We start from the raw sequence: 21,112 nt of genomic DNA on the forward strand, positions 1-21,112 counted from the left end.
ATCGGTCTCTGCATCAGTAAGCTCAAGTTATCTTGCGGAGCTTTTCTGACAAGTGTTGATTGACGCAATCTTTCAACTTCGACTTGGACATGACGCGATCGAAACGGCGTCTGATCGAGTCTTCGATCGGGATTGATCGCCATTCATACTGAAATTCCTTTGGGGAAGTCGGGGCCATGTTGCCGATGACTTCTCCTCGAAACATCAACCTCATGCCCGACAGGGCCCATGTGAGAAGGCGGAAATGACGGCTCGAATTCTTGCGTCGATGCTCGCAATGCTCATCGTGTCGGCGTCCCTTCCGGGCGCGGAGGCGGCGAGCCTGCGTTACAATGCGTCGGAGACCGACACCCAATCGCTGCCCTTCAAGGCCCTGCGGCTGGCGCTCGACCACGCCGGAAGCAAGATCGACCTCGTTCCGTCGTCCGTCGCCTATCCACGCAGGAGGCCGCCGTGGAGGCCTTGGACGCCGGCCAATCGATATCGCGTGGTTCAGCGCCACGAACGAACTCTGGAACCGCCTGCGCCCCGTGCGCTTCCCGATCGACGGCGGCCTCCTCGGCAACCGCCTGATGCTGATCGACGGAAAGCGGCAGCCGGAATTCGACAAGGTGACCAACGCCGAGGATCCCAAGGCGTTCGTCGCCATCCAGGGCAGGGGCTGGGGCGACATCGAGACCCTGCGCCACGGCGGCGTCACCGTGCGCACGGGACCTTACAAGAGCCTGTTCCGCATGACGGTCGGCGGTCGGGCCGACTTCTTCCCCCGCGGTGCCTTCGAAGCCTTGCACGAGCGGGAGGATCATGTCGGCGAGGTGCCCGATCTCGCCGTGGAGACCTCGCTCGTGGTTCAGTATCCCCTGGCGCTCCTGTTCTATGTCGCACGCGACAAGGCCGGTCTGCAGGACGATATCGAGCGCGGGCTGAAGGCGGCCTGGGCCGATGGCTCCTATGAGCGCATGTTCCGATCCGATCCCAACATCAAACTCGCTCTCGAAAAGGGCGATCTGTCGACGCGCCGGCTGATCGCGCTCGACAATCCGTCCTTTTCCGCCGAGCTCATCACCCTCGGCAAAGACTATCTCTACAAGCGCTGATCGGTTCCGGAAGTCTCGAGCGCCGCGCTTCTTGCGCGGTGGCCGCGGACCTGCGGCTCCCTCGGGTCATCCCGCCTCTTCACCTGCTCTTCCTATCCAGGCCGCTTTCCTCGACGGTCATCCCAGGAGACCTTTTCGTGAACAGCCAATCCATTCGAACGCAGGTGATCGTCCCGTCCGTCACCCTGATCGTCGTGGGCCTTGTCAGCCTCGCCGCTTATGCCGGCTGGTCGCGTGGCAACACGCTGCAGGCGATGTTCCGGAACAAGGTCGAGATCACCGCATCCCTCGCCCGGCTCGGCGCGGAGACCGCGCTCTGGCAGTTCGATCGTGAGATCGCGCAGCAAACCTTCGCACCAGCGGCGGCCGAAGCCGACTTCCGGGCGGCGCTGATCCTCGACGACAAGGGCAAGGCCTTCTTCACGATCGGCGAGCCGGCCGCGGTGCAGGCGGCGATGGACGGGGCCAGCGGGCCGGGCGAGGCCGCGGATTCGACGAGCCTGCAGCGGGTCGTGGTGCCGCTCGTGCACAGCGAGGGCGGCAAGGAGATGCCGACCGGAACGATGGTCCTTGCCTTCGACGACGAGACACTCGTCCGCGACACGCGCGATTCCCTCATCGCGCTCGGCTTGATCTCTCTCGGCGTCACCGCCGTGTCGATCCTCGCCCTGTTCCTGCTCCTCAGCCGGATCACCGGCCCGATCGGGCAATTGGTGGACATCATGCGCCGGATGGCCGGCGGCGGGCTCGACGTGACGATCCCGCACCAGTCTCGTTCCGACGAGGTCGGCGCGATGGCGCAAGCCTTGCAGGTCTTCAAGACCGGCGCCCTCGATCAACGACGCCTCGAAGCGGAAACCGCCGAAACGCGGAGCGCCCAGACCGCGACGCTTCATCGGCAAGCCGCGATCGAAAATGCCAAGGCGGAAGATCTCAAGCTCTTCGTCCACCATGTCGAGATCGGTTTCGACCGCCTGTCATCCGGCGACCTGACGGTGCGGATGGAGCAGGCGGTTGCGCCGGAATTCGAGGCGATCCGGGAGAAGTTCAATCGATCGGTCCAAGCGCTGGAGCAGACGATCGGCTCCGTCGTCGGCGCGGTCGGATCGATGCGCGTCGGCATCAACGGAATCACCGATGCAGCGAGCGACCTGTCGCGCCGGACCGAGCAGCAGGCGGCGAACCTAGAGGAGACGGTCGCCGCGCTGTCCGATATCGCGCGCGGCGTGACGCTGACGGCCAAGAACGCCGACGACGCGCGGGGCGCGGCAGCGAGCGCGCAGGACGAGGCGGGCAAGGGTGGCGTCATCGTCGCCCGTGCCGTCGCCGCGATGACCGAGATCGAGGCCTCCTCCGAAAAGATCTGGAGCATCATCGGCGTCATCGACGAGATCGCGTTTCAAACGAACCTCCTCGCCCTGAATGCGGGCGTGGAAGCCGCGCGGGCGGGCGATGCCGGGCGCGGCTTTGCGGTCGTCGCCCAGGAGGTGCGCGGGCTTGCCCAGCGGTCCGCCGAAGCGGCGCGGGAAATCAAGCAGCTGATCTCGACGTCGTCCAATCAGGTCAAGGAGGGTGTCGAACTCGTCTCGGCGTCCGGGCTCAGTCTGGAGCAGATCGTCTCGCAGGTCGGGGGCGTGGCGTCCCTCATCTCGCAGATGGCCAGCGCGGCTCGCGAGCAGGCCGTCGGCCTTCGCGACGTGTCCGTCGCGGCGGACCAGATGGACAAGGTGACCCAACAGAACGCGGCCATGGTGGAAGAGACCACCGCTGCGGCGCAGAGCCTGGCCAGCGAGACCGATGGACTGGCGGGCCTTGTCGCTCAGTTCCGAACCGGTGCCATGGGCAAGGCGCCCCGCAGCGCCGTCGCGGCGCTGCCGTCGACCTCGAAGCCCGCAGCTCCAAGGCCCGTGGCGCGGCGTCGCGCCACGGGGACAGGCGGAGCGGCGCCCGAGCGAGCCGACGAATGGGCCGAATTCTGACGAGGCCGGACAGCGCCGGTCGGCCGTGACCGGAAACGTCGCAGGGTGCGCGTCGACGGAAGGTCCCCGGGTTCGGATCGGCCAACGGGATCTGCTTCTCCCCAACCCCTTTGTCCGATATCGGCGGACCGACGCCGGCGATCCGGTCGCGCGCGAAACCCGTGACCCTTCGCGCCAAGACAAAGTCGCCGTCCCAGATGGTTCCGTTGACGGCCGCCGCGGAGCTCCAGCGTCGGTCCTGCGGCACGTCCATCCGGAGCGGCGCCGACCTCCTTGGACATGTGCCGCGATGCGGTCGTCGGTCGATGGGCCGACCGACGACCGCAGCCGGCCATCATTGCCGCGGCACCTTCGGTCGACCTGCCGAAACAGCCGGGAAAACGGACGCGATCATCCGCCGCGCGATCCTCTGGCCCGTAACCGGCGACGGCGTGGGGAGCCGGCCGGCATCAGCGGTGGAGACCATGGCGGACCACGATACGATCCGAGGGGATGCGATCCGAGGGTCGGGGAACACGCTCCCGCCCGGCCGAGAGCACGTCGGGACCTCCGAACGGCCAGACCTGTCACGGCCAGGGATCCAGACCTGTCATGGCCAGGGATAATGTGCGAGCGTCACGCCTTCCGTCTCGAGCCGCGCGACGAGGGCTCGGCGATAGGCGATGAGATCGGGCATCGGCGCCGCCCGGCGGCGGACGACCTCCTCGCTCGTGAAGGGCGCGGGTGCGCCATCGCTCCAGCGGGCGGCGATATAGTTGAGGACGGCCGCGATCTCGGGATCGGACAGGCCTGTTCCGACGACGCCCGGAACGTGCATCACGTAGGTGCGTCCGGCATCGTCGGCGAGGAGCGGACCGATGAAGCCTGGAAAGGGCGGTATGCCGCCGAGCTCCGCGCCGGCGCCCTCCGTGCCGTGGCATCCCGAGCAGCGCAGGAGATAATTCGCCTTGGGGCCGAGTTCGCCGGCGACGACCGGCGTGGCGACGGCGAGTCCCCCTCCGATCATCGCCCCGAACATCCCGGCGACCGCACGGCGCTGGAGGGACCGGTCTCTCCGCATGGGGACGACCCTCACTCGCCCTTGCGCAGCGCCCGAAGCGCCTTGTGCGTCGGAGGCGCGGCCTTGGCTGCGGTGATGGCGGCTTCGTCCGGCGCGACGGTGAGGCCGTTCAGGTCCTTCAGCACGTAGGTGGCGATGGCGGCGAGATCGGCATCGGGGACCTCCGTCTGCGCCGGCATCACGAGACCGACATAGTCGATGCCCTTCGCCGTGATCTTTCCACCCATTCCGCCGGCCATGACGCCGGCCAGATAGTCGGGCGCCTTGTCCCCGAGCCGCGTCCAGAGCTCCGCGTCGACCAGAGGAGGCGCGAGACCCTCGATGCCGACGCCGGCCTCTCCGTGGCAGGCCGCGCAGATCTCCGCAAAGCGCGCCGGCCCGTCCGCCGCGGCGGCGGGAGAGACGGCGCAGGCGACGAGCGCCGCGAGGACGGTTCGGCGGTCAACCATCGGCGAGGCCCACCAGCACGGCGACGGTGCAGTGATAGCCCTTGTCGTCGTTGGCCATGCACCAGTTGATGTCATTGTAGAGCCCCATCCGGTAGCCGGGTCGTTCCCTCTCGCTCGTGAAGCAGAAGGTCGAGGCGCTGACGTCCGCCTTGCCGCAGCAATCGTTGTAGGAGACGAGATAGTCCTTGGCGTCATCGGGATTGCGGCAGGTGCCGACCCAGGCGACCTTGGAGGCGGAGGAGCCGGGCGGGCAGGAGGTCGTCGTGCCGCCCGACGTGTTGCAGAGCTGGCCGTCGAGCGCGCAGTAGCGCCAATAGGCGCAGTCCGTTTCTTCGATGCCGTTCACGGTCTCCGCCGCTTCGGCGCGCCCGGAGCGGTCGAAAGGCAGCATCGGCAGGAGCGTGCCGCCGACGAGGGCGGCGCCCGCCTTGGCGAGGAAGCTGCGCCGGCCGTGCTGGCAGGCCGTGCGCCGCGAGCCGGCCTCGGCAGCCCGGTCCATGAGGCGCATCAGGCGATCGATGGGATTCATGACGGTTTCTCCGCTGGCGTTCGTATCGGCTGGCAGGGGTCTTGAGGGCATCGGACGGGATCCGATGCCTGGAAAACGAGCCTCCTCATGCGGACCGGGGAAGATGGGTCGGGAGAGGAGAGACGGGTCGGGCGAGGAAAGACTGGATCGAGGCTTCGCCGCTTTCGGCCGCGTTGAAGAGGCTTTCGAGCTGCTCGCGATTGTTGATGAGACCTTTCGCGCGCACGACGCCGTCCGCATCGATGAGGACGGCGAAGGGGAGGCGCGCCACCCGGTAGGTGATGCCGAGATCCGCCGAAAGCGCGTAGGGGAACGACGTGAGGTCCGCCTTCTCGATCAGGGCCCGATGCTTGGCTTCGTCGCCGTCGCTGGCGAGAACGACGTCGAGCCAGCGCCCTTCGCTCTCGCGCACGGATTTTAGGACCGGCAGCATCTTCTTGCAGATGGGACAGGTGGTGGAGAGGAAGAAGACGAGCGTCGCCCGCGACCGCGGCGTGCCGATCTGGACGAGGCCCCCGTTGAGGCTCGGCAGCGTGAAGACCGGCGTCGTCTCGCCGATCTTGGGGCCCGATTCGTTGACGAGCGCGCCGACCGGGGAAATGCGCTCGAAGAGGACGCCGATCTGCCGCGCCAGGGCGAAGATCACGGCCAGTTGAGCGATCACGACGATCCAGAGAACCACGACGACGAAGGTGAGGGCGCTCACGACGGGGCTCCTTTGCCCGAGAGGGACGCGCGCAGCCGTTGGACGTGACCGTCATTGGCGAGAAGCTGTTCGGCAAGCGCGACGAAGAGGACGAGAAGAAGGCCGGACGAGACAGCCGCCGCCGCCTCGCCGAGCGAGAGGGCGTTGAAGCCGGCGACGAGCGGCAGCAGCGCGAGCGCGCCGAGAAGGCCGTTGCGCAGGACGAGGGCGGCCGAGAGCATCTGCGCCGGTCCGCCGCAGCCGCATTCGATGCGCCGGCGTCCACGTTTCAGGTTGATCGCGATGCCGCCTGCATAGACGAGAAGAAGCGCGAGCGCGAAGGCTGCGCCGACGGACACTGTCATGGGAACGACGAGGAGCGCGACCGTCAGCAATTCGGCCGCCACGAGGCCTTTGGCAACGGGTTCGACCAGTGGTTCCGGCAGGAGAGCGTAATCGTCGACATAGCCCTGGAAGCGCACGAGGTCCGAGGCCTTGTGGAAGGCGGCGCGCAGGAAGAGGACGACGAAGAGAACCGTCGCCGAGGCTGCAGCCATGGCGAGAAGGCGCGGTTCCGCGGTCATTGGCCGGCCGCCACGAGCCCGGTGAACGTGCCCAGATTCTCCGCCGTCGCGGTGAGCTTTGCGGCGAACTTGGCCTCCGGGTCGATCTCGTAGCGGGTGACGACGCCTTCTTCGGGATCGCTTCCGAACAGCACGGGTGCCGCGTCCTGAGTCACCGAGATCGACTTCACGCCATGGACGGCGGAGCGGTAGAGCAGCTTCTTCTCGCCGACCTTGATCGCCCAGATCTCGGTCGCCGCGTCCTTGTGCGAGCCCTCCTTGCCGGCGGCGTGCATGGTGACGAAGAGCACGTCATGGACGCGGTTGTAGGCCATGATCTCGACGCCGCCCGGCCGCCACTCGCCCGGAACGCCCTCGACGAACGAGAAACGGTCGACCAGCTTGGGCGTCTCGTCCTCATCCGAGACGCGATAGAGATCGCCGTTGAACGAGGTGAAGACGAGATCGTCGCCGACGCGTCGGGCGGGAATGAAGAGGGCGTTCTTGTCGGCGTCGAAGATCTTTTCGCTTTTCTTCGGAGCGGACGCCTTGCCGTCGGCCGCGATGGTGAAGCTGGTGAGCGTGCCGTCGCCGCAGATGGTCGTGAACTTCGCGCCGGACGCGGCGGGAAGGACCGCGAAGCAGCCCGGCGTCGGCACTTCGGAGACGCTCTTGCCGCTCGACAGATCGACGACCGACACGGAGGTCGCGGGCGTCGCGTTCTGGACGAAGGCGAACTGACCGTCGGCTGAAAGGGCGAGAGCCGAGGTCGTGGGAGCCGTCTGCGCGAATTTCTCGGAAATCGCGATCTCGCGGCGCAGCTTCAGCGTCTCGGCGTCATATTCCTCCAGCACGGCCTCGGTCGGGCCGCGTACGATGCGCTTGGCATAGGCCGAGGTCAGGTAGGCGGTCTTTCCATCGGACGAAAAGGCCACCTGGCCGACGAGCCCGACGCTGATATTGCCCTTGATCGAAAGATCGTCCGCGGACAGCACGTTGAGGCGGCTCGACCCCCTCCAGCTCTGATCGAGCACGAAGATGTTCGGGCCCGGCCTCACCTTGGCCTCGACCGTCAGCTGCTCGGGCTCGAACTCGTCCGCGGCCTGGACGGACCCGAGCGCCGTCGAGCTGAAAGCGATGGCGAAGAGGAGGCTCAAGATCCGCATCGGGTGACTCCGTGAACTGATGTCGGCCGAGCCTAACCAGCTTGGGCAACCCGCTCTATCCACACCGAGCCGTCAAAAATGCCCTAGAAATAGGCATGCATCGAACATGCGCACCTAAGCTTTCCTTACCCTCTATCCCGGCGCTAAACTCCTGCGATGAACGTAAAGTTGGATGCGACAACATGGGATCGGGTGCCGGTCGGCCCCTCCGCGACCCGACGCTTCGATGAGGCCAGCGAGCAGGAGCGTTCGCTTCCGGGCTTCATGCGCCACTCCATCCAGCTTTCCCCCGGCCGGTTCGATGGTTCGATCTCCTCGCTCGTCCTTTCTGGCTTTTCCATCCTGCGCGAGCGCATCAACGTGGCGGTCGCCCACATCTTCATGGCACCCGAAGCCTCGATCGTCGCTGTCTGCCAGCCCTCCCATCCCGTGGGCTGCTGGGTCGATGCCGGGAGCCGGACCGGCGGCACTTTCGGCATTGGACGCGGCTGCTCGCGGATCGGCATCCGCGCGGAGAACAGCGACGTCATCATGGTCGTCGCCGACAGGGCCGCGTTCTCATCGGCGAACTGGCGGACGGCGGGAGACGTGCAAACCCGTCCGTCCCCGGTCGCGGCGGACGCGCTCTTCGACTGGCTGGCCTCGCTGCTGGCCGTCTATGCCAACGGCGAGGCGGAGCGATCGCCGGGGCACGATGCGCTGCTCGCCGATCTTCTGCGAGACCGGCTCGAAACCCTCTCCGCTTCGACGTCGACGGCCCCGGCCGACCGAGCCGTCTTCAACCGGCAGGCCCATGCGCTGAGCGGGGTGATGCACGAGTGGTTGTTGTCCCATCCCCGGGAGCCCACGACGGTCACCGGCCTGTCCCGAGCCATCGGCGCTTCGCCGGCCGAGCTTCGGCGCGCCTCCATTGCGGTGCTCGGCACGCCGCTGGATGCGCTCTTGCTGGCCCGTCGGCTCGGTCAGGCCCGCCGCGACATCATCGCGGCACGCCAGGACCGACGGCGCATTTCAGACATCGCGCTCGATGGAGGCTTCTTGCATTGGGGGCGCTTTTCCGGCGCCTATCGCGGTCTCTTCGGCGAGACGCCGTCTCAAACGCTCCGGGGCGTCTGACACCATGGCCCGCGTCCCCGCGGGCGGAGCCGGACCACGAAGGAGACGGGTCCGCTTGTTCCGGCTCCGATCGTCCAGGGGACGATAGCGGGACTTCCAAGGCTCTCAGTACCTGACGCGTCATGTAATCGGACTCACCTCCCCAATTAAGTGTCTGATTTTGCTCACTTCAAAAAAGGTCTGCGTCACCGATGACTCATGATTTCGACGTTAAAAGATGACTCACCCTTGGGCATTCGCCTCCTGCCCCTGGACAGATCGTCAAAGTAGAGCTGACGGATGGCTGAAAGCGAGTGCGCCGACGGACGGCATTCGGCGATCACGTTGATCCCGAAGCCAGCCAATGCCCGACTTTTCCGTTCCCACGCCGGCCATTGGGACGAGCGATTCCCGGTCAAGTTTCAATCGCGATGCGTCTCGGCCGCTCATGGTATGCGACCCTTCTTCATGGATCGGCATAGGCTGCCAAAACACTGTCCATGATGGCCTGCGCGTCCACTTCCGCGAGTCCGCGGACCCTTGCTAGGCAATGCGGATCGTTGACCGCTTGTGCAAGCTGGCTCGATCCTCGTTGCCCGCGGCTTGACCAAAAACCACTGCCATCCGGCCCGAACAACTGCAGGTCCACCGCCCTAAGGTCGATTTGACCGGCGTCGGGCGCCGTGTCGGGATCGATGAACAACCTCGCGATGCAGCCGCGTTGGGTCTCGAAGAATGTTTCCCGAGATCCGATTTTCTCCGTTCCGATGTTGACGTCTCGTATCTGCTACCTCCCCTGGACCGGTGAGGTTTCCGCTGCGATGCCGCCGCGATCTCTACGTGACCTCCGGCACCGTCTTTGCCTACCGGAAGCTGCCCTTCAAAAAGCTGATCGCCGCGATGTGGCTTTCGGTGAACGCCGTGAAGGGTTTGGCGGCGCTGCACCTGTCCCGACTGATCGACACCCAGTTCAAGACCGCCTGAGTCATGGTGATGAAGATCCGCGAGGCGCTGGGCTACCGTTACGAGGGCATGGTTCTCGTTGGCTAGATCCAGATGGACGGCAAGTACGCGGGCGGTCACGTCAAGCAGGCCAATCGCGCTGAGGACCGGATCGACTGCCGCTTGAAGAGGCATCAGAACATGAAGCGGGTCTGCGTCCTTGCCCTCCGCGAGAAGAACGCCCGCGACAGGGAGCGCACGTTCACGCGGATCGTACGGGAGGAGAACGGCCCGGCCGCCTTCGCGAACGTCACCCACCACGTCGACTGCAAGGCCGTGGTCGCCACCGACGAGCACCCGAGCTACAACGACATCGTCGCCAAGAACGAACACAGGCAGGTCAACCATTCCGAGGCGTTCCGCACCAATGACGGCGTGAACACGAACCACGTCGAGAGCTTCTTCTCGCGCGTCGAGCGCGCCTACGTCGGAATCCACCACCACTTCTCGCTCAAGTACTTCGACTGGTACATGGCGGATGTCGCCTGGCGCGAGGACAACAGGAAGCGGGATAACGGCCGCCTGACGGCTATGGTCCTGATGACGGTCATGCAGGCCCCGACGTCGAGGGACCTGTGCGGCTACTGGCAGGGCTACGGCCCGCCGGAACTGGACTTCTCCGACGTGCTGAAGGCGTTCAAGCCGATCTGAGGCTTAGGCGATCTCCCACTGCCGTCGGCGGGGATCGGCGGTCTCGGCGTAGCGGACGAGATCCTGCATCTCGAGGATATTGAGCGTCGAGGACAGGCGGTTGGTGATCGTCGGCACGGCGGCGTGATTCGCAGGCAGCTCGTAGCGTTTGGCGAACGCCTCTGCGCATTCTGCCGTCGAGAGCGGCCGCCTGGCGGTGCGCCGGATGTCGAGCGTCATCCGGCGTTTATTCGTGCCACCAATGATCCGGTCGAGCTCAGCTATGACCTCGGATTGCCGATTGTGGGTACGGTACCTAGAGGGATCGGCGAAGAGCGCAGCCGGGATAGGCGGTCAGCGCGGGGAACACCGCCTCACTATCGCAATGCGCAAGACAACATGACCTGATGCATCGACCGCATGGCACTGGACGATGCGCTCGGTCAGTTATAGGCCGACTGTGGCAAACCGCATGGCGGACGGCATCTTCGGCTAGGATTGACCCGTGCGGTATTATCGGCAGCCAGCCTCTGAACGGAACCGACTTCATGATCCGTCTTGGCGCCTATCACGGACCCGAACTCTCCGATGATCCCTACGTCACCGACCTTCGGCGACGACTTTGGGAGTACCTGCGACGCCCTCCCGCAGAGCGCGCTCAGCGTCGAGTGCCGATCGAAGAAAACTTCTACTTTTCCGATTCCCTGCGGGACGCCGTCACCGCCAGGTGTCTTGGCAAGTGCGTCTTCTGCGAGCGCAACGAAAAGCTCGTCAGTACGCAAGTCCAGACTTTTCGTCCGATCCGGGAAGCACGGCAACTTGGCTTGGAGGTGGCCCCCAACCATTATTCCTGGCTGGCGTACGAAACAGACAACCTGATCCTGATGTGCATCGAATGCATCAGTCGGAGGAGCACTGAATTCCCGCTTCAGGGACCTCGGGCGCCCTATCTGGCATCAATAACCGAAACCCGACGGCGCGAACGTCCCTTGATCGTCGATCCCTATCAAGGACAACCCAACCGACATTTCTTGTTTCTGGCTGACGGGCGGTGTCGGGGACGCACGCTCGAGGGCCGCGTGACCACGGCTACCTTCGGTCTGGATGAAGAGAGGATTGTAGAGCAGCGCCGGAATAGCCTTCGACAAATGCTGGACGAGCTGCGGTCGGCAATCACGTCCGTAGCCGACCTCTCTCTCGACCATCTTTTAGATCGCGAACGCCCCTTCGCCGGAGCGCGCCTCAGTCTGACCAAACGGCTTTTCGACGGAATGGAAATCGGTGGGAGAATATTTGAGGGTTCAACGACCTCCCTGCCACGGCAGCTCGCGCGTGCGTTATCCCGCCTCGACTTGAGGGACCAGAAGCGCCTCTTCCTGCGCATCGATCAACTCGTCAGCGAGGATGGGGCGCTGCGCTATGACCGTGAACCGAACCCGGCTGCAGGCTTGGCAGCGCCCAGTCCGCCCGGCGTTCGTCTCCGGCGAGAGCGGCAGCCAGTCGGCGGGATTTCTTGGGTAGACCTGATCGAGTTCAAGGGTATCGAGCGGCTGCACATCGAAGTACCACGAGAGCGCAAGCGGTCCAGGGGAGCTCCTTGTCTGATGCTGCTAGGCGAGAACTCGGTAGGCAAATCGAGCGTTCTGCAAGGGATTGCTCTGGCGGTCATCGGCGACGGGGAGGTGAGGCGGCTCAGACTGGATCCGACCAACCTGTTTCGAGCAGGCGGAGGCGAGCGCTGGGATCAGCTCACGCCGAACGACGCATACGTGGAAGTGAGTTTCAGGCTGCACGGCGATAGCGCCAACTTCCACTTGGATGCCACTAGCCGAAGGGTGGTCGGCTTCGATCCTTCGTCTGCGCTCGTGCTTGGTTACGGGCCACGTCGCTACTTCGATCCGCGTAAGTCGGAGCGACCCAACACCGATCATGCCCGTGTTCGCACCCTGTTCGACTCAACGGCGGCGCTGCCTTTCCCGGGAACGTGGCTTAACGAACTCGACGATTGGCGCTTCAACGAGGTAGCCAAAGTGCTGCGGGTGGTACTCGCCCTGAGCGACTCCGACGAATTGGTCCGCGACATCGATGGCCGAATATGCGTCTCGCTTGCTGGCAATTCCATTCCCGTCGAGCGCCTAAGCGAGGGCTATCGATCCATCTTTGCCCTGGTCGCGGACATCGTCCGCGAACTCACCCGTGAATTTCGGCATCTGGAAGAGGCAGAGGCGATCGTTCTCATAGATGAGATCGAAACCCACCTCCATCCTCGCTGGAAGATGCGGGTGATGTCAGCCCTGAGGCAGGCCTTCCCTCGGGTTCAGTTCATTGTCACTACGCACGACCCGCTTTGTCTTCGTGGCATGGACGACGGAGAGGTGGTTGTCCTACAGCGCGATGACCGGGGCCGTATCGTCACTCTCAAGGACCTACCCAGCATCAAGGGCATGAGGGCGGATCAGCTTCTCACGTCAGATTACTTCGGTCTTTCCAGCACGATTGATCCGGAAACGGAGCTGGATGTGGCTCGCTTTGTAAGCCGGCTTGGCGACTTGCCTGCCGAACGCGCTGATGAGGCGAACGAGGTAATCCAGCAGCTTGTGCTCGGCGACACAGCACTAGAACAGGTTGTGCAGGAGGCGTTGGTGCGTTTTCTAGCTGAACGTGAACGGCCGAGCGGGGCCTTGCGCCCAGATGTTCGGGCTGAAGCAGTGCAGGCGATAATCGCTGCGTTGGAGGACGGCGACGTGGCGGAACGTTCCGGTCGGGCCCCTGGCACATGATCTTCGTCGAAAGGAAGGGAGAGGAACCCGTCTCGCTCGGGTCGCTTGCTACTCTCGCGCAGGCTCAGGCGGCGGAACAGTATTATGCGACTTGGAGCATAGGCGATCCCGGCTTCGACAACTTTACCCGATACCGTGAGTACGACATCCAACAAGCGCTGCGGAAACTCTTCCATGGCAAATGCGCTTACTGCGAGAAACTGATCGAAAAAGGCATCGCCGAGGTTGAGCACTACAGGCCGAAGGCTGGGGTCAAGGGTAGCACACATTCCGGCTACTGGTGGCTCGCATACAAGTGGACGAACCTGCTGCCGACATGCCCAGGTTGCAATCAGGGTTTGAAGCAACACGTCATAACGGTTGAGATGACCGTGGCCGAGGTCGAGGCGATGCAGGCAACGCCACCGCAGAAACTTTTAGGGAAGGCAACGCAGTTTCCGGTGGGGGCCACGCGCCTCGTGGCACAGGACGACAACCATGACGCCGAGCAGCCGCATCTGATCGACCCCACCCGTACGGATCCCACATGCGAACTGCTTTGGCGGCACGAGGCAGATTATAGCGTCGTGGAGGCTGCACTTGGCGCAACCGGACCAAGCGTACTGGGGATGGCTACGATTCATTGCGTAGCTCTAAACCGCAGCGACCTTGTGCAGAGCCGAACCGCGATACTCAATCGGCTGAAGGCCCACCGAACCCGCATCTTAGGCGATCTGGAGAAAGAGGCGGTCGAGATCGATGACCCAGGGCTGCTCTCTCTTCATCTCCGCGCCGCGCTTCGACGGGTCGATGACATGAAGCTTGCCTGCGCGCCGGAGCAGCCTTTCTCAGCCATGGCAAGCGCGTTCGTCGACGATTTCAGGACCGAGCTTCGGCAATGGGCGTCCGAAAAAGCGGCAGGTGGGTAAGCGCAATTGGCGCATAGCGATTTCAGCCGATCGTCTGCCGCAAGGTCGTGGCGGAAGTTGGTATCTGGCCTTTCGATGGGGAACCAAGCTTCATCGCCTCGCTAGCCTACGGCGACGACTTCTTGATTCATTCGAGGAAGCCCGGGTCGATACAGTTCTAACGGATCAGGCATCCATTCGGCCTTGCCCGACCCGGGTCGAGCGGATCCGGACACCATTTGAGAAATGCCACTGGCGCGATATCTGTAGTTCCGGAAACCGACGTCGAACTTGTCGACATTTGCGGGTGCGTCCATCGTTCGTTCGCGCACAATCCTAAATCCTATCGGAGTTCACCAGCAGACATGCTGCGTGCTCGCTACGGTCAGACGTCCTCTACCGGATACATTGCCCGGGCCTCCTTCAACGCTCGCCTTCGTGACGAACTCCACGAAGGCGAAATCTTCTACAGCCTGCGCGAGGCAAATCGTCATCGAAAGCTGGCGGAGACACTACAACACCATCCGGCCACACGGATCGCTCGGCTACAGGCTGCCCGCACCAGAAGTCTTCGTGCCAGCCTTTGCCGCTTGGCCGGCTGCGCTTACCCGACCGGCTTCGACGGTCAAGCTACCGCTGTTCAACAACCAACCCTGAACTAACTTTCAACCTGGACCACACAATGGGCGGATCAGTATCCAATCGTCGATTGCCCGCCTTGGCCGCATCCGGGGTCCTCACACCGTTGGCGCCACGGCCGTATCCCCGAGGACCTTGGCCTCGACCCCGTCCTTTCGAGGGAGCTGCGGAATCGGGCGGGTTGGGAGCCGAAGGCCTTGGGGGGAACAGCTCAGCTTCGCACTATGATCCCGGTTCGATCCCGAACGGCTGAGCGGATGGTTGCCTGCCTGTTCGCTTTCCGGCGAACCGCTCGGGACGGCAGTCATTCCTTGATCGATGATCGGGATCCATCAGCTGCCGCTCAGTCTGCCACGAAAGGGTGTCTGCCGACAGGCAGCCATGGATCATCTTGACCCCGTCACCAGTCGACCCTCTGCTTCGACAGAATTAACGCCCATTAGGTTTCAGCGGGGATGCGCTTAACGAGACCGACTTTCCAGTCGATCGCTGCCATGTGTAGGTTGGCATGCCAGCGAGCCGAACCGGAGTACGGATCCCACCCCGATTTGCCCCACGGGAGAGCCATCGCAGCGCCTATCGCCTGGTAGGCTGGGCCTTCCTCAGTGACAAATGCAACAGGTTGCTCTGTCGCTGGCCTAGGGCCGAAGGGTTGCTTAGTCGAAAGGGATTGCGGGGCGAGACGGACCGTGCCAACAAAAGTGACGATGTCGAGGCCATTCGAAACGCTCACGCCGTTCTTGGCCTCGGCCGGCAGAGCAGTCAGCGCCACGACGAAAATGGCGATACTGGTCGTAAAACGGATCATGATTGAGCCCCGATCGTGTTGCGGAGGGACAAGTATGAGATGCCGGGATTCGCGCGCAGCCGCGCGGTCATCTCCGGGAGCGCAGCCGCAAGGTCCCGAAGCGTTTCCGCCAAATGCCCATGATCGCGGCGCTGGTTAATGTTATTCAACCAGTCGCGGGTTGTCGCGAGGGCCGCGTTTTCCGGAAAGGCGACAATTGCAGCTAGGCCCGGCCATTGGTCCTTGTCCTCGACCTGCGGTCTCATTCCCGCTGTCTGGCTGTGAAGATACTGGGGGAAAGCTTCGAAGAGACGTGCGGCCTGGACGACTGAGTCCGACCAGCGACCAGCTACCATCGTCGCGACCCATGCGTTCTGGAGTGGCGTCAGGTCGACACCCGCGGTCAGATCGGCTGCCCAGTTGCAGGCGTCGACGTAGCCGCCGTGACAGGCCTCCTGCATAAGATCCTCCCAGCCCGCGATCTCCGTTTGCGACAGCGTCAGCGCAATCCGGTTACCCCAGAAGCGGATCCGCAACCAACGGGCGCCGACGTACTTGGCATGACTGACATCGGTCCCGTAAAGCGCAGGAAGATTGCTCTCGGCGAGGAGGTCGCCAACGGCCGCGAAGATTGGGCTCAGGTTCGGGGCGCGCAGACGATTCAACGGCGCAGTCGTTTCGAGGAAGACTTTCTGTATGACGGCATTCGTGGCGACCTCAGTCTCCAGACCGATGGCCATCAGCCCGTAGAGGACACGCGTCGATCGCAAAGCCGTCTCGTCAAGCACGTGCGACGTCCACGCAGTCCGCGCGTCGTGCAAGCGTCGTTCAATCAGCGCACGTCTGGCCTCCAAACGGGCTGTGTCATAAAACGGGAAGTCAGCCTGCAAAACTGTGATCAAGTCCTGACGCAGCTCCTCGCCCGTCTCCCCCCAAGGCAGTTTCAGATAGCGCGACGCCTCCATGTTGATCCTCGCGCGATGCTTTTGGGTCTCGAAGCGGTTCTTGCTGTCCAAAAGGCCGTAGACAGTGGCGCGGGGAATCCCCGTCCGTTCGACGAGAGTCCGCACGCAGGGCTTCTCCCCAGTAGCTCCCCACAACCCATCGCGCACGATCCGCATCGAAACCTGCTCAGGACTGAGTTGGGATTCAATCACGGTTCATCCTCCAGCTGACCAAGGGGGTCTCATCGCCCCGACTCGAACTTGACGTCGCGATGTCTGGAGAGAAGCCCCGCTGCCAGACATGACGACTCGCGTGGCTCCTGCAATCGAGTCCGAGCGGCCCCCTCCGGCCCCGACAGGTCTGTCTGCCCTCCTGGATCGCCTTACCCCGCCCGTCCAAGCCTGACTTCGGAAGCCGTCCTGTGGGCTGGCGAGGCGGTGATGGTGAACGGAAAGGGCCCCAAATGCTAATCAAAAACCTATACAGGCGGATGTTCGAGGACTTCTCGCTTTGGCATCTCGCGATCCAAGCCAAGGCACGACGTACCCGCGGGACGCTGTCCGTGCTCGTCGTCGGCGGCGGACCGGTCGGCCTCGTCTTCGCCCTTCAGCTACGCGCTGAACTTGGCAATGCCGTCGACGTCACGGTCTGCGACGGGCGTTGGAAAAGGGCCAGTGGCTCCGTCGCATGGATGGACGAGGAAGACGGCGTCAGTCGGCGGGAACAGGTCGTTACCTTGCAGTCAGGCGTGACCCGCCACCTCTCGGCCGAGCTGTCGGAAACCCTTTTTCCCGAAGGCGGCTACACGAAAGTCTGGCCGATCGGCGGCGAGTCCCCTGCGGTCTTCGGCTATCCCGCCAACATCCGGATCTTGGATATCGAGAACCGCGCTCTCGCATTGGCCGTCTCGACCGGCATCCACCTGGTGCCTGGGCGCGTGGATCCTGGCACGCTCGAAAGATCCGGCCACGACCTGATTGTAATGGCGGACGGCCCCCGTTCCCACAGCCGCGAGCACTTCGCGGACTGCTTCGGCCGGGCCGACGCGGCACCTTACTCGCTCCACGGCCGTCAGGTCGAGGACGTGGTGCTCGGCCTGCGCATTACGACCACGATGCCGCCTGCCGACCAAGTTGTGATGACGGTGGCGCAACAGCGCTTCCTGATGAATGTCACCGACGGCGAGGGTTATCTCTATATGCGGCTGACACCCAACGAGGCGCGCGAAGTGCGTGGACACGGCCCTGGCGCGACCGCCTTCACGGGTTGCGTACAGTCCAACCCTTGCTTGATGCATAAGACCGTATCTGGTGACTTCCGCTGCCGCAGGCACGGCACCGTCTTCTCGCCCGCGCAGGACCCCGCCTCGTTCCTCTGGCCGCGGGTGCGTGAGGGACTGTCGTTTTTCGACGTCGCCGAGCAGGACCTTCATGCCGTTACTGCATTCCGCCTGTCGATGGAAAGCCGCCCCCGCTTCACTGCGGAACTCACCCCTACCGGCAGCGAGAATGCAGTCTTCGGAGCATTGCTTGGCGACGCCGCCAACGCAATCCACGTATGGCCGGGACGCGGGCTCAATCATGGCCTTCTCTCCGCGGTGTCGCTTGTCAATGCGCTGATGTCCGTTGATCCCATCCACGGGTTGCGCTCTGCGGATCTCTTGCGCCACGAGGCTTCAATGCACGGATTGCAACATCGCCATAAAGACCGCGCCTGGCGTAACATGGTCGTCGCACGGAACGGTGCGACGCAACCGATTTCCGAGGTGATCGCTGCCGAGATCACGGCGCCAAGCCTCTCCCGCCGGCACGCGCGGGACTTGATGGCCAAACGCCTCTCGGGAATCGCGGAACGGCTCGGCACCCGACTGCCGGAGTCGCCCAACCCGAGCATGCTCGTGTCGCGCCTTGATCGCCTAAACGACGCGACACTATCGATGTTCGCAACTGTTGGACCCTGGGAAACCCGACTTTCCGGTGGACCTGAGTTCGACCTTGATCTGTCGAATCCTCGTCCGGCAAGACGGGGTGCATCCCGTCTTGCCGGACAGTCGGCGACTAGATTGAGCGCTGAGGCGGATGAATTGCATGGGGTATCGGAAGCTCAGGCCTGAGTGCGGGCGGATCTCACGATGAGAGGGGCGAGTCAGACGTGAAGCCGGGTCACATGCTCTCAGCGTACTTGCTCCCCGGGTTGGCCCGATGCAGACCACGTGAACTCTATCTCAGTTTCGAAACGTTAGCTTCGAGCAGGGTAAGCGACGCACTTCGCATCTTAGAGCCCGAGCGAAAAGGAGTTGAGCGATATCAGCAGGTTGTGATTCCCGTACGTTGTCGAGACGATGGGGAATCGAAATGGCCTGGGACGATACCGCTCGGCTTGAGCATAGCCGCAGATGCGTTCGCTATCCAAGCGACCTGACAGAAAGGGAATGGGCGCTGATTGCGCCGATGCTGTCATCGGCCAAGCGTGGCGGCAGGCCGCGGACGACCTGCCTACGGGAGGTGATGAACGCCATCCTTTAACGTTGCCTCGAGTGGTTGCCAGTGGCGAATGCTGCCTGCCGATTTTCCGCCGGCCTCCACGGTTCGCGGCTATTTCTACGGCTGGCGTGACAGCGCTCTGCTGTCGACGATCAACGGCCTTCTGGTCATCGGCGCTCGCGAGTTGGAAGGGCGCGAGGCCAGTCCGACAGCCGGCGTGATCGACAGTCTGTTGAACATGAAGCGTCTTGAGGCGAAGGTTTCTAGGCTAGGCTCGCGACTAGTGGACGGTGGTCCGAATGGTGGGCCGGATGGTGGGCCGAGGCTATGTGGCGCCGAGCGACACATGCCAGCCGATTATTAAGCCAGGTTCTTTCCTATCCTGGGATCGTTCAGGCCTCGCGCGTCCCGAACGCCCTTTGATGGAACGGATAATGAGCGGAAGGCGTCCTTGAACACGAAGGGCAAGACGCAGGGCACGGGTATCGGCTTAAGCACTGCCCGACCTGCGAACAGCGCATTCCCGTTAGGAGTGACAGAGCGGTGACCACCCGCATCCATGTGCCGATGGAAGATGCCGAGGGACCCATGCTGACAGGCGCGGAGTAGCCTCATTTCAGCGCGCTCCCGCAAAGAGGGCAACGTCTTCACGGCGGTACAAAAACACTCCGATGTCTTCGTAGTCGAAGGCAGGTTCGATGCCAGTTTCGGAAAGCTTGGCTCGAACCTTCCACCCGACACTTCCGAGTTCGTTCGCGAGCACTCCAAGCTTGACGTATGTCGCTTGGAACTTAGCGAGTTCCTCGCGCGACACGAAAAGCGTCGGACGCTTCTGGGTGGGATGGGCAACGATCTGCGACCGCATCGCCCCGACCCTGATGAGGGCCGAGACGACGCGTGAATCGACGCCAACCAGCTTGCTCAGTTCACGCAGGCTCATGTAGTCCGATTTCGGATCCCGGAGGAGGGGGCGGATTTCCGAAGCGTCCACGAGCATCGACATCCATGCTGGATGCCCACTCCGAACGGCGACCCTTCGCAACCGTCCTTCCAGCATTAGGCTCGCGATAAAGACGGACGTGGACTGGGTAAGCCTAGCTGTTGTGGGAAGGTCAGTTAGGGCAGGATCCTCCTTGAGGCGTGAACGACCATGCGAGCGCAGCTTTGCAGCGAACGCCACGACGTCACGACGGCGGAACACGTGATCTTTCAAACGTCCCTTGCCAGCAGGATTCCAAGGTGGAAGCAGCGCCGACGCCAAGAAAGCACGTTCGGAGTTTGTCGGCACCCCGAGATACTCCATCGTCTGTTCGAGGTTGAGCGTGTCGCAGGCGTCACGAAGGATTGGTTCCGCAACGGAGGCGTCGAACGTGACCTTGTAGGGAGGCAGCTCGTCAGTTGCCGGGGTCACGAGCCCTTCCGCGCGCAGGATGGAGCGTAGGGTGGGCTTAGAGATCCCGTACTCCTTGGAGGCCGAATTTAGGGAATGAACGCGCCGCGTACTGACGGTCAGCCCAAGAATCGTCTCGCCGGCTCCGATCGCCAGCGTTTCGACACAGTGGCGGCGAACGACACCGACCAAGGGGGCAAAGGCGTCGTCCAACCGTGGGTTTGCCAGCCACTTGTACAAGGGACCCAGGATTCGCATTGGGCCCCATTCGCTCCCCGGACAGCGGAAGGCGACCTGCATGCGGTCGAGCAGGTTCCGGATCTCGTATTCCCCCTTCGAAGCGATCGCAAAGCCGGCCGCTCCGCAATCCCGTCGTCCGTCGTCCAGAAGGGATGAGAAGCGCCCACTCGCCCCATGCAACTCTACTAGCCCAAGCATGCTGCAAACCTGGACCGCGGCGTACAGGGGCATGGCATCGAGCCACGTACTCCTACACGTGCCGTCGAGGCGAGCGAGGACATAGGACTCGAGGGCCGAAGGGGCTCTCTCAACGGATCGGCGCCTTACCGCAGACAAATTGGTCGCGAACGGCGCCATCACGCTTGATGTGTCCTTCGGTGTCGCGGAGTTGATTTCGCCAATCCGGACCAAGGACTGATGGTGCTTCGCGCAAGTGCGGATCGAAGCGAGGCACCACTCCCCGCGCCGATGCAGCCTGGCTTCCTCGCGAAAACTCCATCGTCCCAGATCCTCTTCGGCACAGGCAGAGCAAATCCACACATGTGCCAGCGGAGCTGAGGCCTTGGTCAGGATCTGACCCCGGTATGCCATTTTCTCCTTGGGGAGCAACTTGAAGGCATGGACGCCCAAGGAATCAGGGTCACACCCAGAAAGCACGGCAACCTCGTCCAGTGCAGTCGCGTCGCCACGCGACACCGCAAACGGA

Annotated in this window: 18 protein-coding genes and 2 pseudogenes; 10 read left to right on the forward strand and 10 right to left on the reverse strand. The window is 63.4% G+C overall.

The window, feature by feature from the left end; all coding sequences use genetic code 11:
- Window positions 1–530 precede the first annotated feature (530 nt).
- The gene (locus ASG43_RS21645; RefSeq protein WP_056509511.1) at window positions 531–1,097 is read left to right on the forward strand and encodes a hypothetical protein; all 567 of its coding nucleotides are present in this window, start codon (window positions 531–533) and stop codon (window positions 1,095–1,097) included.
- Window positions 1,098–1,234: 137 nt separating this feature from the next.
- Window positions 1,235–3,076 carry a methyl-accepting chemotaxis protein gene (locus tag ASG43_RS21650; RefSeq protein WP_156386834.1) on the forward strand — a complete coding sequence of 614 codons (1,842 nt, stop codon included), beginning with the start codon at window positions 1,235–1,237 and terminating at the stop codon, window positions 3,074–3,076.
- Between the two features lie 589 nt (window positions 3,077–3,665).
- Here ASG43_RS21650 and ASG43_RS21655 read toward each other — a convergent pair.
- The 6 genes from ASG43_RS21655 to ASG43_RS21680 all read right to left on the reverse strand — a co-directional run bounded on the left by ASG43_RS21655 (window position 3,666) and on the right by ASG43_RS21680 (window position 7,528).
- Window positions 3,666–4,136: a cytochrome c gene (locus ASG43_RS21655; RefSeq protein ID WP_156386835.1), complete on the reverse strand. Its 471-nt coding sequence runs from the start codon at window positions 4,134–4,136 to the stop codon at window positions 3,666–3,668.
- 11 nt (window positions 4,137–4,147) lie between these two features.
- Window positions 4,148–4,585, reverse strand: coding sequence for a cytochrome c (locus tag ASG43_RS21660; protein ID WP_056509521.1), 438 nt, complete (start codon window positions 4,583–4,585; stop codon window positions 4,148–4,150).
- Entirely contained in the window at window positions 4,578–5,114 is a 537-nt protein-coding gene (locus ASG43_RS21665) for a methylamine dehydrogenase light chain (protein ID WP_056509525.1), read from the reverse strand. The genes ASG43_RS21660 and ASG43_RS21665 overlap by 8 nt, the downstream gene beginning before the upstream one ends.
- Window positions 5,115–5,199: 85 nt before the next feature.
- Window positions 5,200–5,820 (reverse strand): redoxin domain-containing protein, encoded by a 621-nt coding sequence (locus ASG43_RS21670; protein ID WP_056509528.1) that lies wholly within the window; start codon window positions 5,818–5,820, stop codon window positions 5,200–5,202.
- On the reverse strand, window positions 5,817–6,383 hold the full coding sequence (locus ASG43_RS21675; protein ID WP_082491118.1) for a MauE/DoxX family redox-associated membrane protein: 567 nt from the start codon (window positions 6,381–6,383) through the stop codon (window positions 5,817–5,819). The genes ASG43_RS21670 and ASG43_RS21675 overlap by 4 nt, the downstream gene beginning before the upstream one ends.
- Window positions 6,380–7,528: an amine dehydrogenase large subunit gene (locus ASG43_RS21680; RefSeq protein WP_056509533.1), complete on the reverse strand. Its 1,149-nt coding sequence runs from the start codon at window positions 7,526–7,528 to the stop codon at window positions 6,380–6,382. The genes ASG43_RS21675 and ASG43_RS21680 overlap by 4 nt, the downstream gene beginning before the upstream one ends.
- 168 nt (window positions 7,529–7,696) lie before the next feature.
- On the opposite strand from ASG43_RS21680, the gene ASG43_RS23780 reads away from it, so the two are divergent.
- The 3 genes from ASG43_RS23780 to ASG43_RS21695 all read left to right on the forward strand — a co-directional run bounded on the left by ASG43_RS23780 (window position 7,697) and on the right by ASG43_RS21695 (window position 10,276).
- Entirely contained in the window at window positions 7,697–8,644 is a 948-nt protein-coding gene (locus ASG43_RS23780) for a helix-turn-helix domain-containing protein (protein WP_162244759.1), read from the forward strand.
- Window positions 8,645–9,463: 819 nt separating this feature from the next.
- The gene (locus ASG43_RS21690) at window positions 9,464–9,607 is read left to right on the forward strand and encodes a hypothetical protein (RefSeq protein WP_156386836.1); all 144 of its coding nucleotides are present in this window, start codon (window positions 9,464–9,466) and stop codon (window positions 9,605–9,607) included.
- Window positions 9,608–9,679: 72 nt separating this feature from the next.
- Window positions 9,680–10,276, forward strand: a complete 597-nt coding sequence (locus ASG43_RS21695; protein WP_056509542.1) for an IS1595 family transposase — start codon at window positions 9,680–9,682, stop codon at window positions 10,274–10,276.
- 3 nt (window positions 10,277–10,279) lie between these two features.
- Here the strand turns inward: ASG43_RS21695 and ASG43_RS21700 are convergent, their stop codons facing one another.
- Window positions 10,280–10,495 (reverse strand): hypothetical protein, encoded by a 216-nt coding sequence (locus tag ASG43_RS21700; protein ID WP_056509546.1) that lies wholly within the window; start codon window positions 10,493–10,495, stop codon window positions 10,280–10,282.
- Between the two features lie 308 nt (window positions 10,496–10,803).
- On the opposite strand from ASG43_RS21700, the gene ASG43_RS21705 reads away from it, so the two are divergent.
- The 3 genes and pseudogenes from ASG43_RS21705 to ASG43_RS22395 all read left to right on the forward strand — a co-directional run.
- Window positions 10,804–13,035 (forward strand): AAA family ATPase, encoded by a 2,232-nt coding sequence (locus tag ASG43_RS21705; protein ID WP_162244760.1) that lies wholly within the window; start codon window positions 10,804–10,806, stop codon window positions 13,033–13,035.
- A complete protein-coding gene (locus ASG43_RS21710) occupies window positions 13,032–13,943 on the forward strand; it encodes an HNH endonuclease (protein WP_056509551.1) in 912 nt (303 codons plus the stop codon). Before ASG43_RS21705 ends, ASG43_RS21710 begins: the two co-directional genes overlap by 4 nt.
- Before the next feature lie 398 nt (window positions 13,944–14,341).
- A pseudogene (locus ASG43_RS22395) lies at window positions 14,342–14,579 on the forward strand (transposase); the annotation flags it as partial.
- Window positions 14,580–15,000: 421 nt separating this feature from the next.
- On the opposite strand, the gene ASG43_RS21715 reads toward ASG43_RS22395, so the two are convergent.
- Both ASG43_RS21715 and ASG43_RS21720 read right to left on the reverse strand, forming a co-directional pair.
- The gene (locus ASG43_RS21715) at window positions 15,001–15,369 is read right to left on the reverse strand and encodes a hypothetical protein (RefSeq protein WP_056509553.1); all 369 of its coding nucleotides are present in this window, start codon (window positions 15,367–15,369) and stop codon (window positions 15,001–15,003) included.
- The gene (locus tag ASG43_RS21720) at window positions 15,366–16,505 is read right to left on the reverse strand and encodes a hypothetical protein (protein WP_056509555.1); all 1,140 of its coding nucleotides are present in this window, start codon (window positions 16,503–16,505) and stop codon (window positions 15,366–15,368) included. Before ASG43_RS21720 ends, ASG43_RS21715 begins: the two co-directional genes overlap by 4 nt.
- A gap of 278 nt (window positions 16,506–16,783) precedes the next feature.
- Here ASG43_RS21720 and ASG43_RS21725 point away from each other — a divergent pair, with 278 nt between their 5' ends.
- Both ASG43_RS21725 and ASG43_RS22400 read left to right on the forward strand, forming a co-directional pair.
- Complete coding sequence (locus ASG43_RS21725) at window positions 16,784–18,406, forward strand: FHA domain-containing protein (RefSeq protein ID WP_156386837.1); 1,623 nt, start codon at window positions 16,784–16,786, stop codon at window positions 18,404–18,406.
- 241 nt (window positions 18,407–18,647) lie between these two features.
- A pseudogene (locus tag ASG43_RS22400) lies at window positions 18,648–19,005 on the forward strand (transposase); the annotation flags it as partial.
- A 387-nt stretch (window positions 19,006–19,392) separates the two neighbouring features.
- On the opposite strand, the gene ASG43_RS21730 reads toward ASG43_RS22400, so the two are convergent.
- Entirely contained in the window at window positions 19,393–20,637 is a 1,245-nt protein-coding gene (locus tag ASG43_RS21730) for a hypothetical protein (RefSeq protein WP_156386838.1), read from the reverse strand.
- Window positions 20,638–21,112 lie beyond the last annotated feature (475 nt).

The sequence above is a fragment of the Aureimonas sp. Leaf454 genome (assembly GCF_001424685.1).
Lineage (GTDB): Bacteria > Pseudomonadota > Alphaproteobacteria > Rhizobiales > Rhizobiaceae > Plantimonas.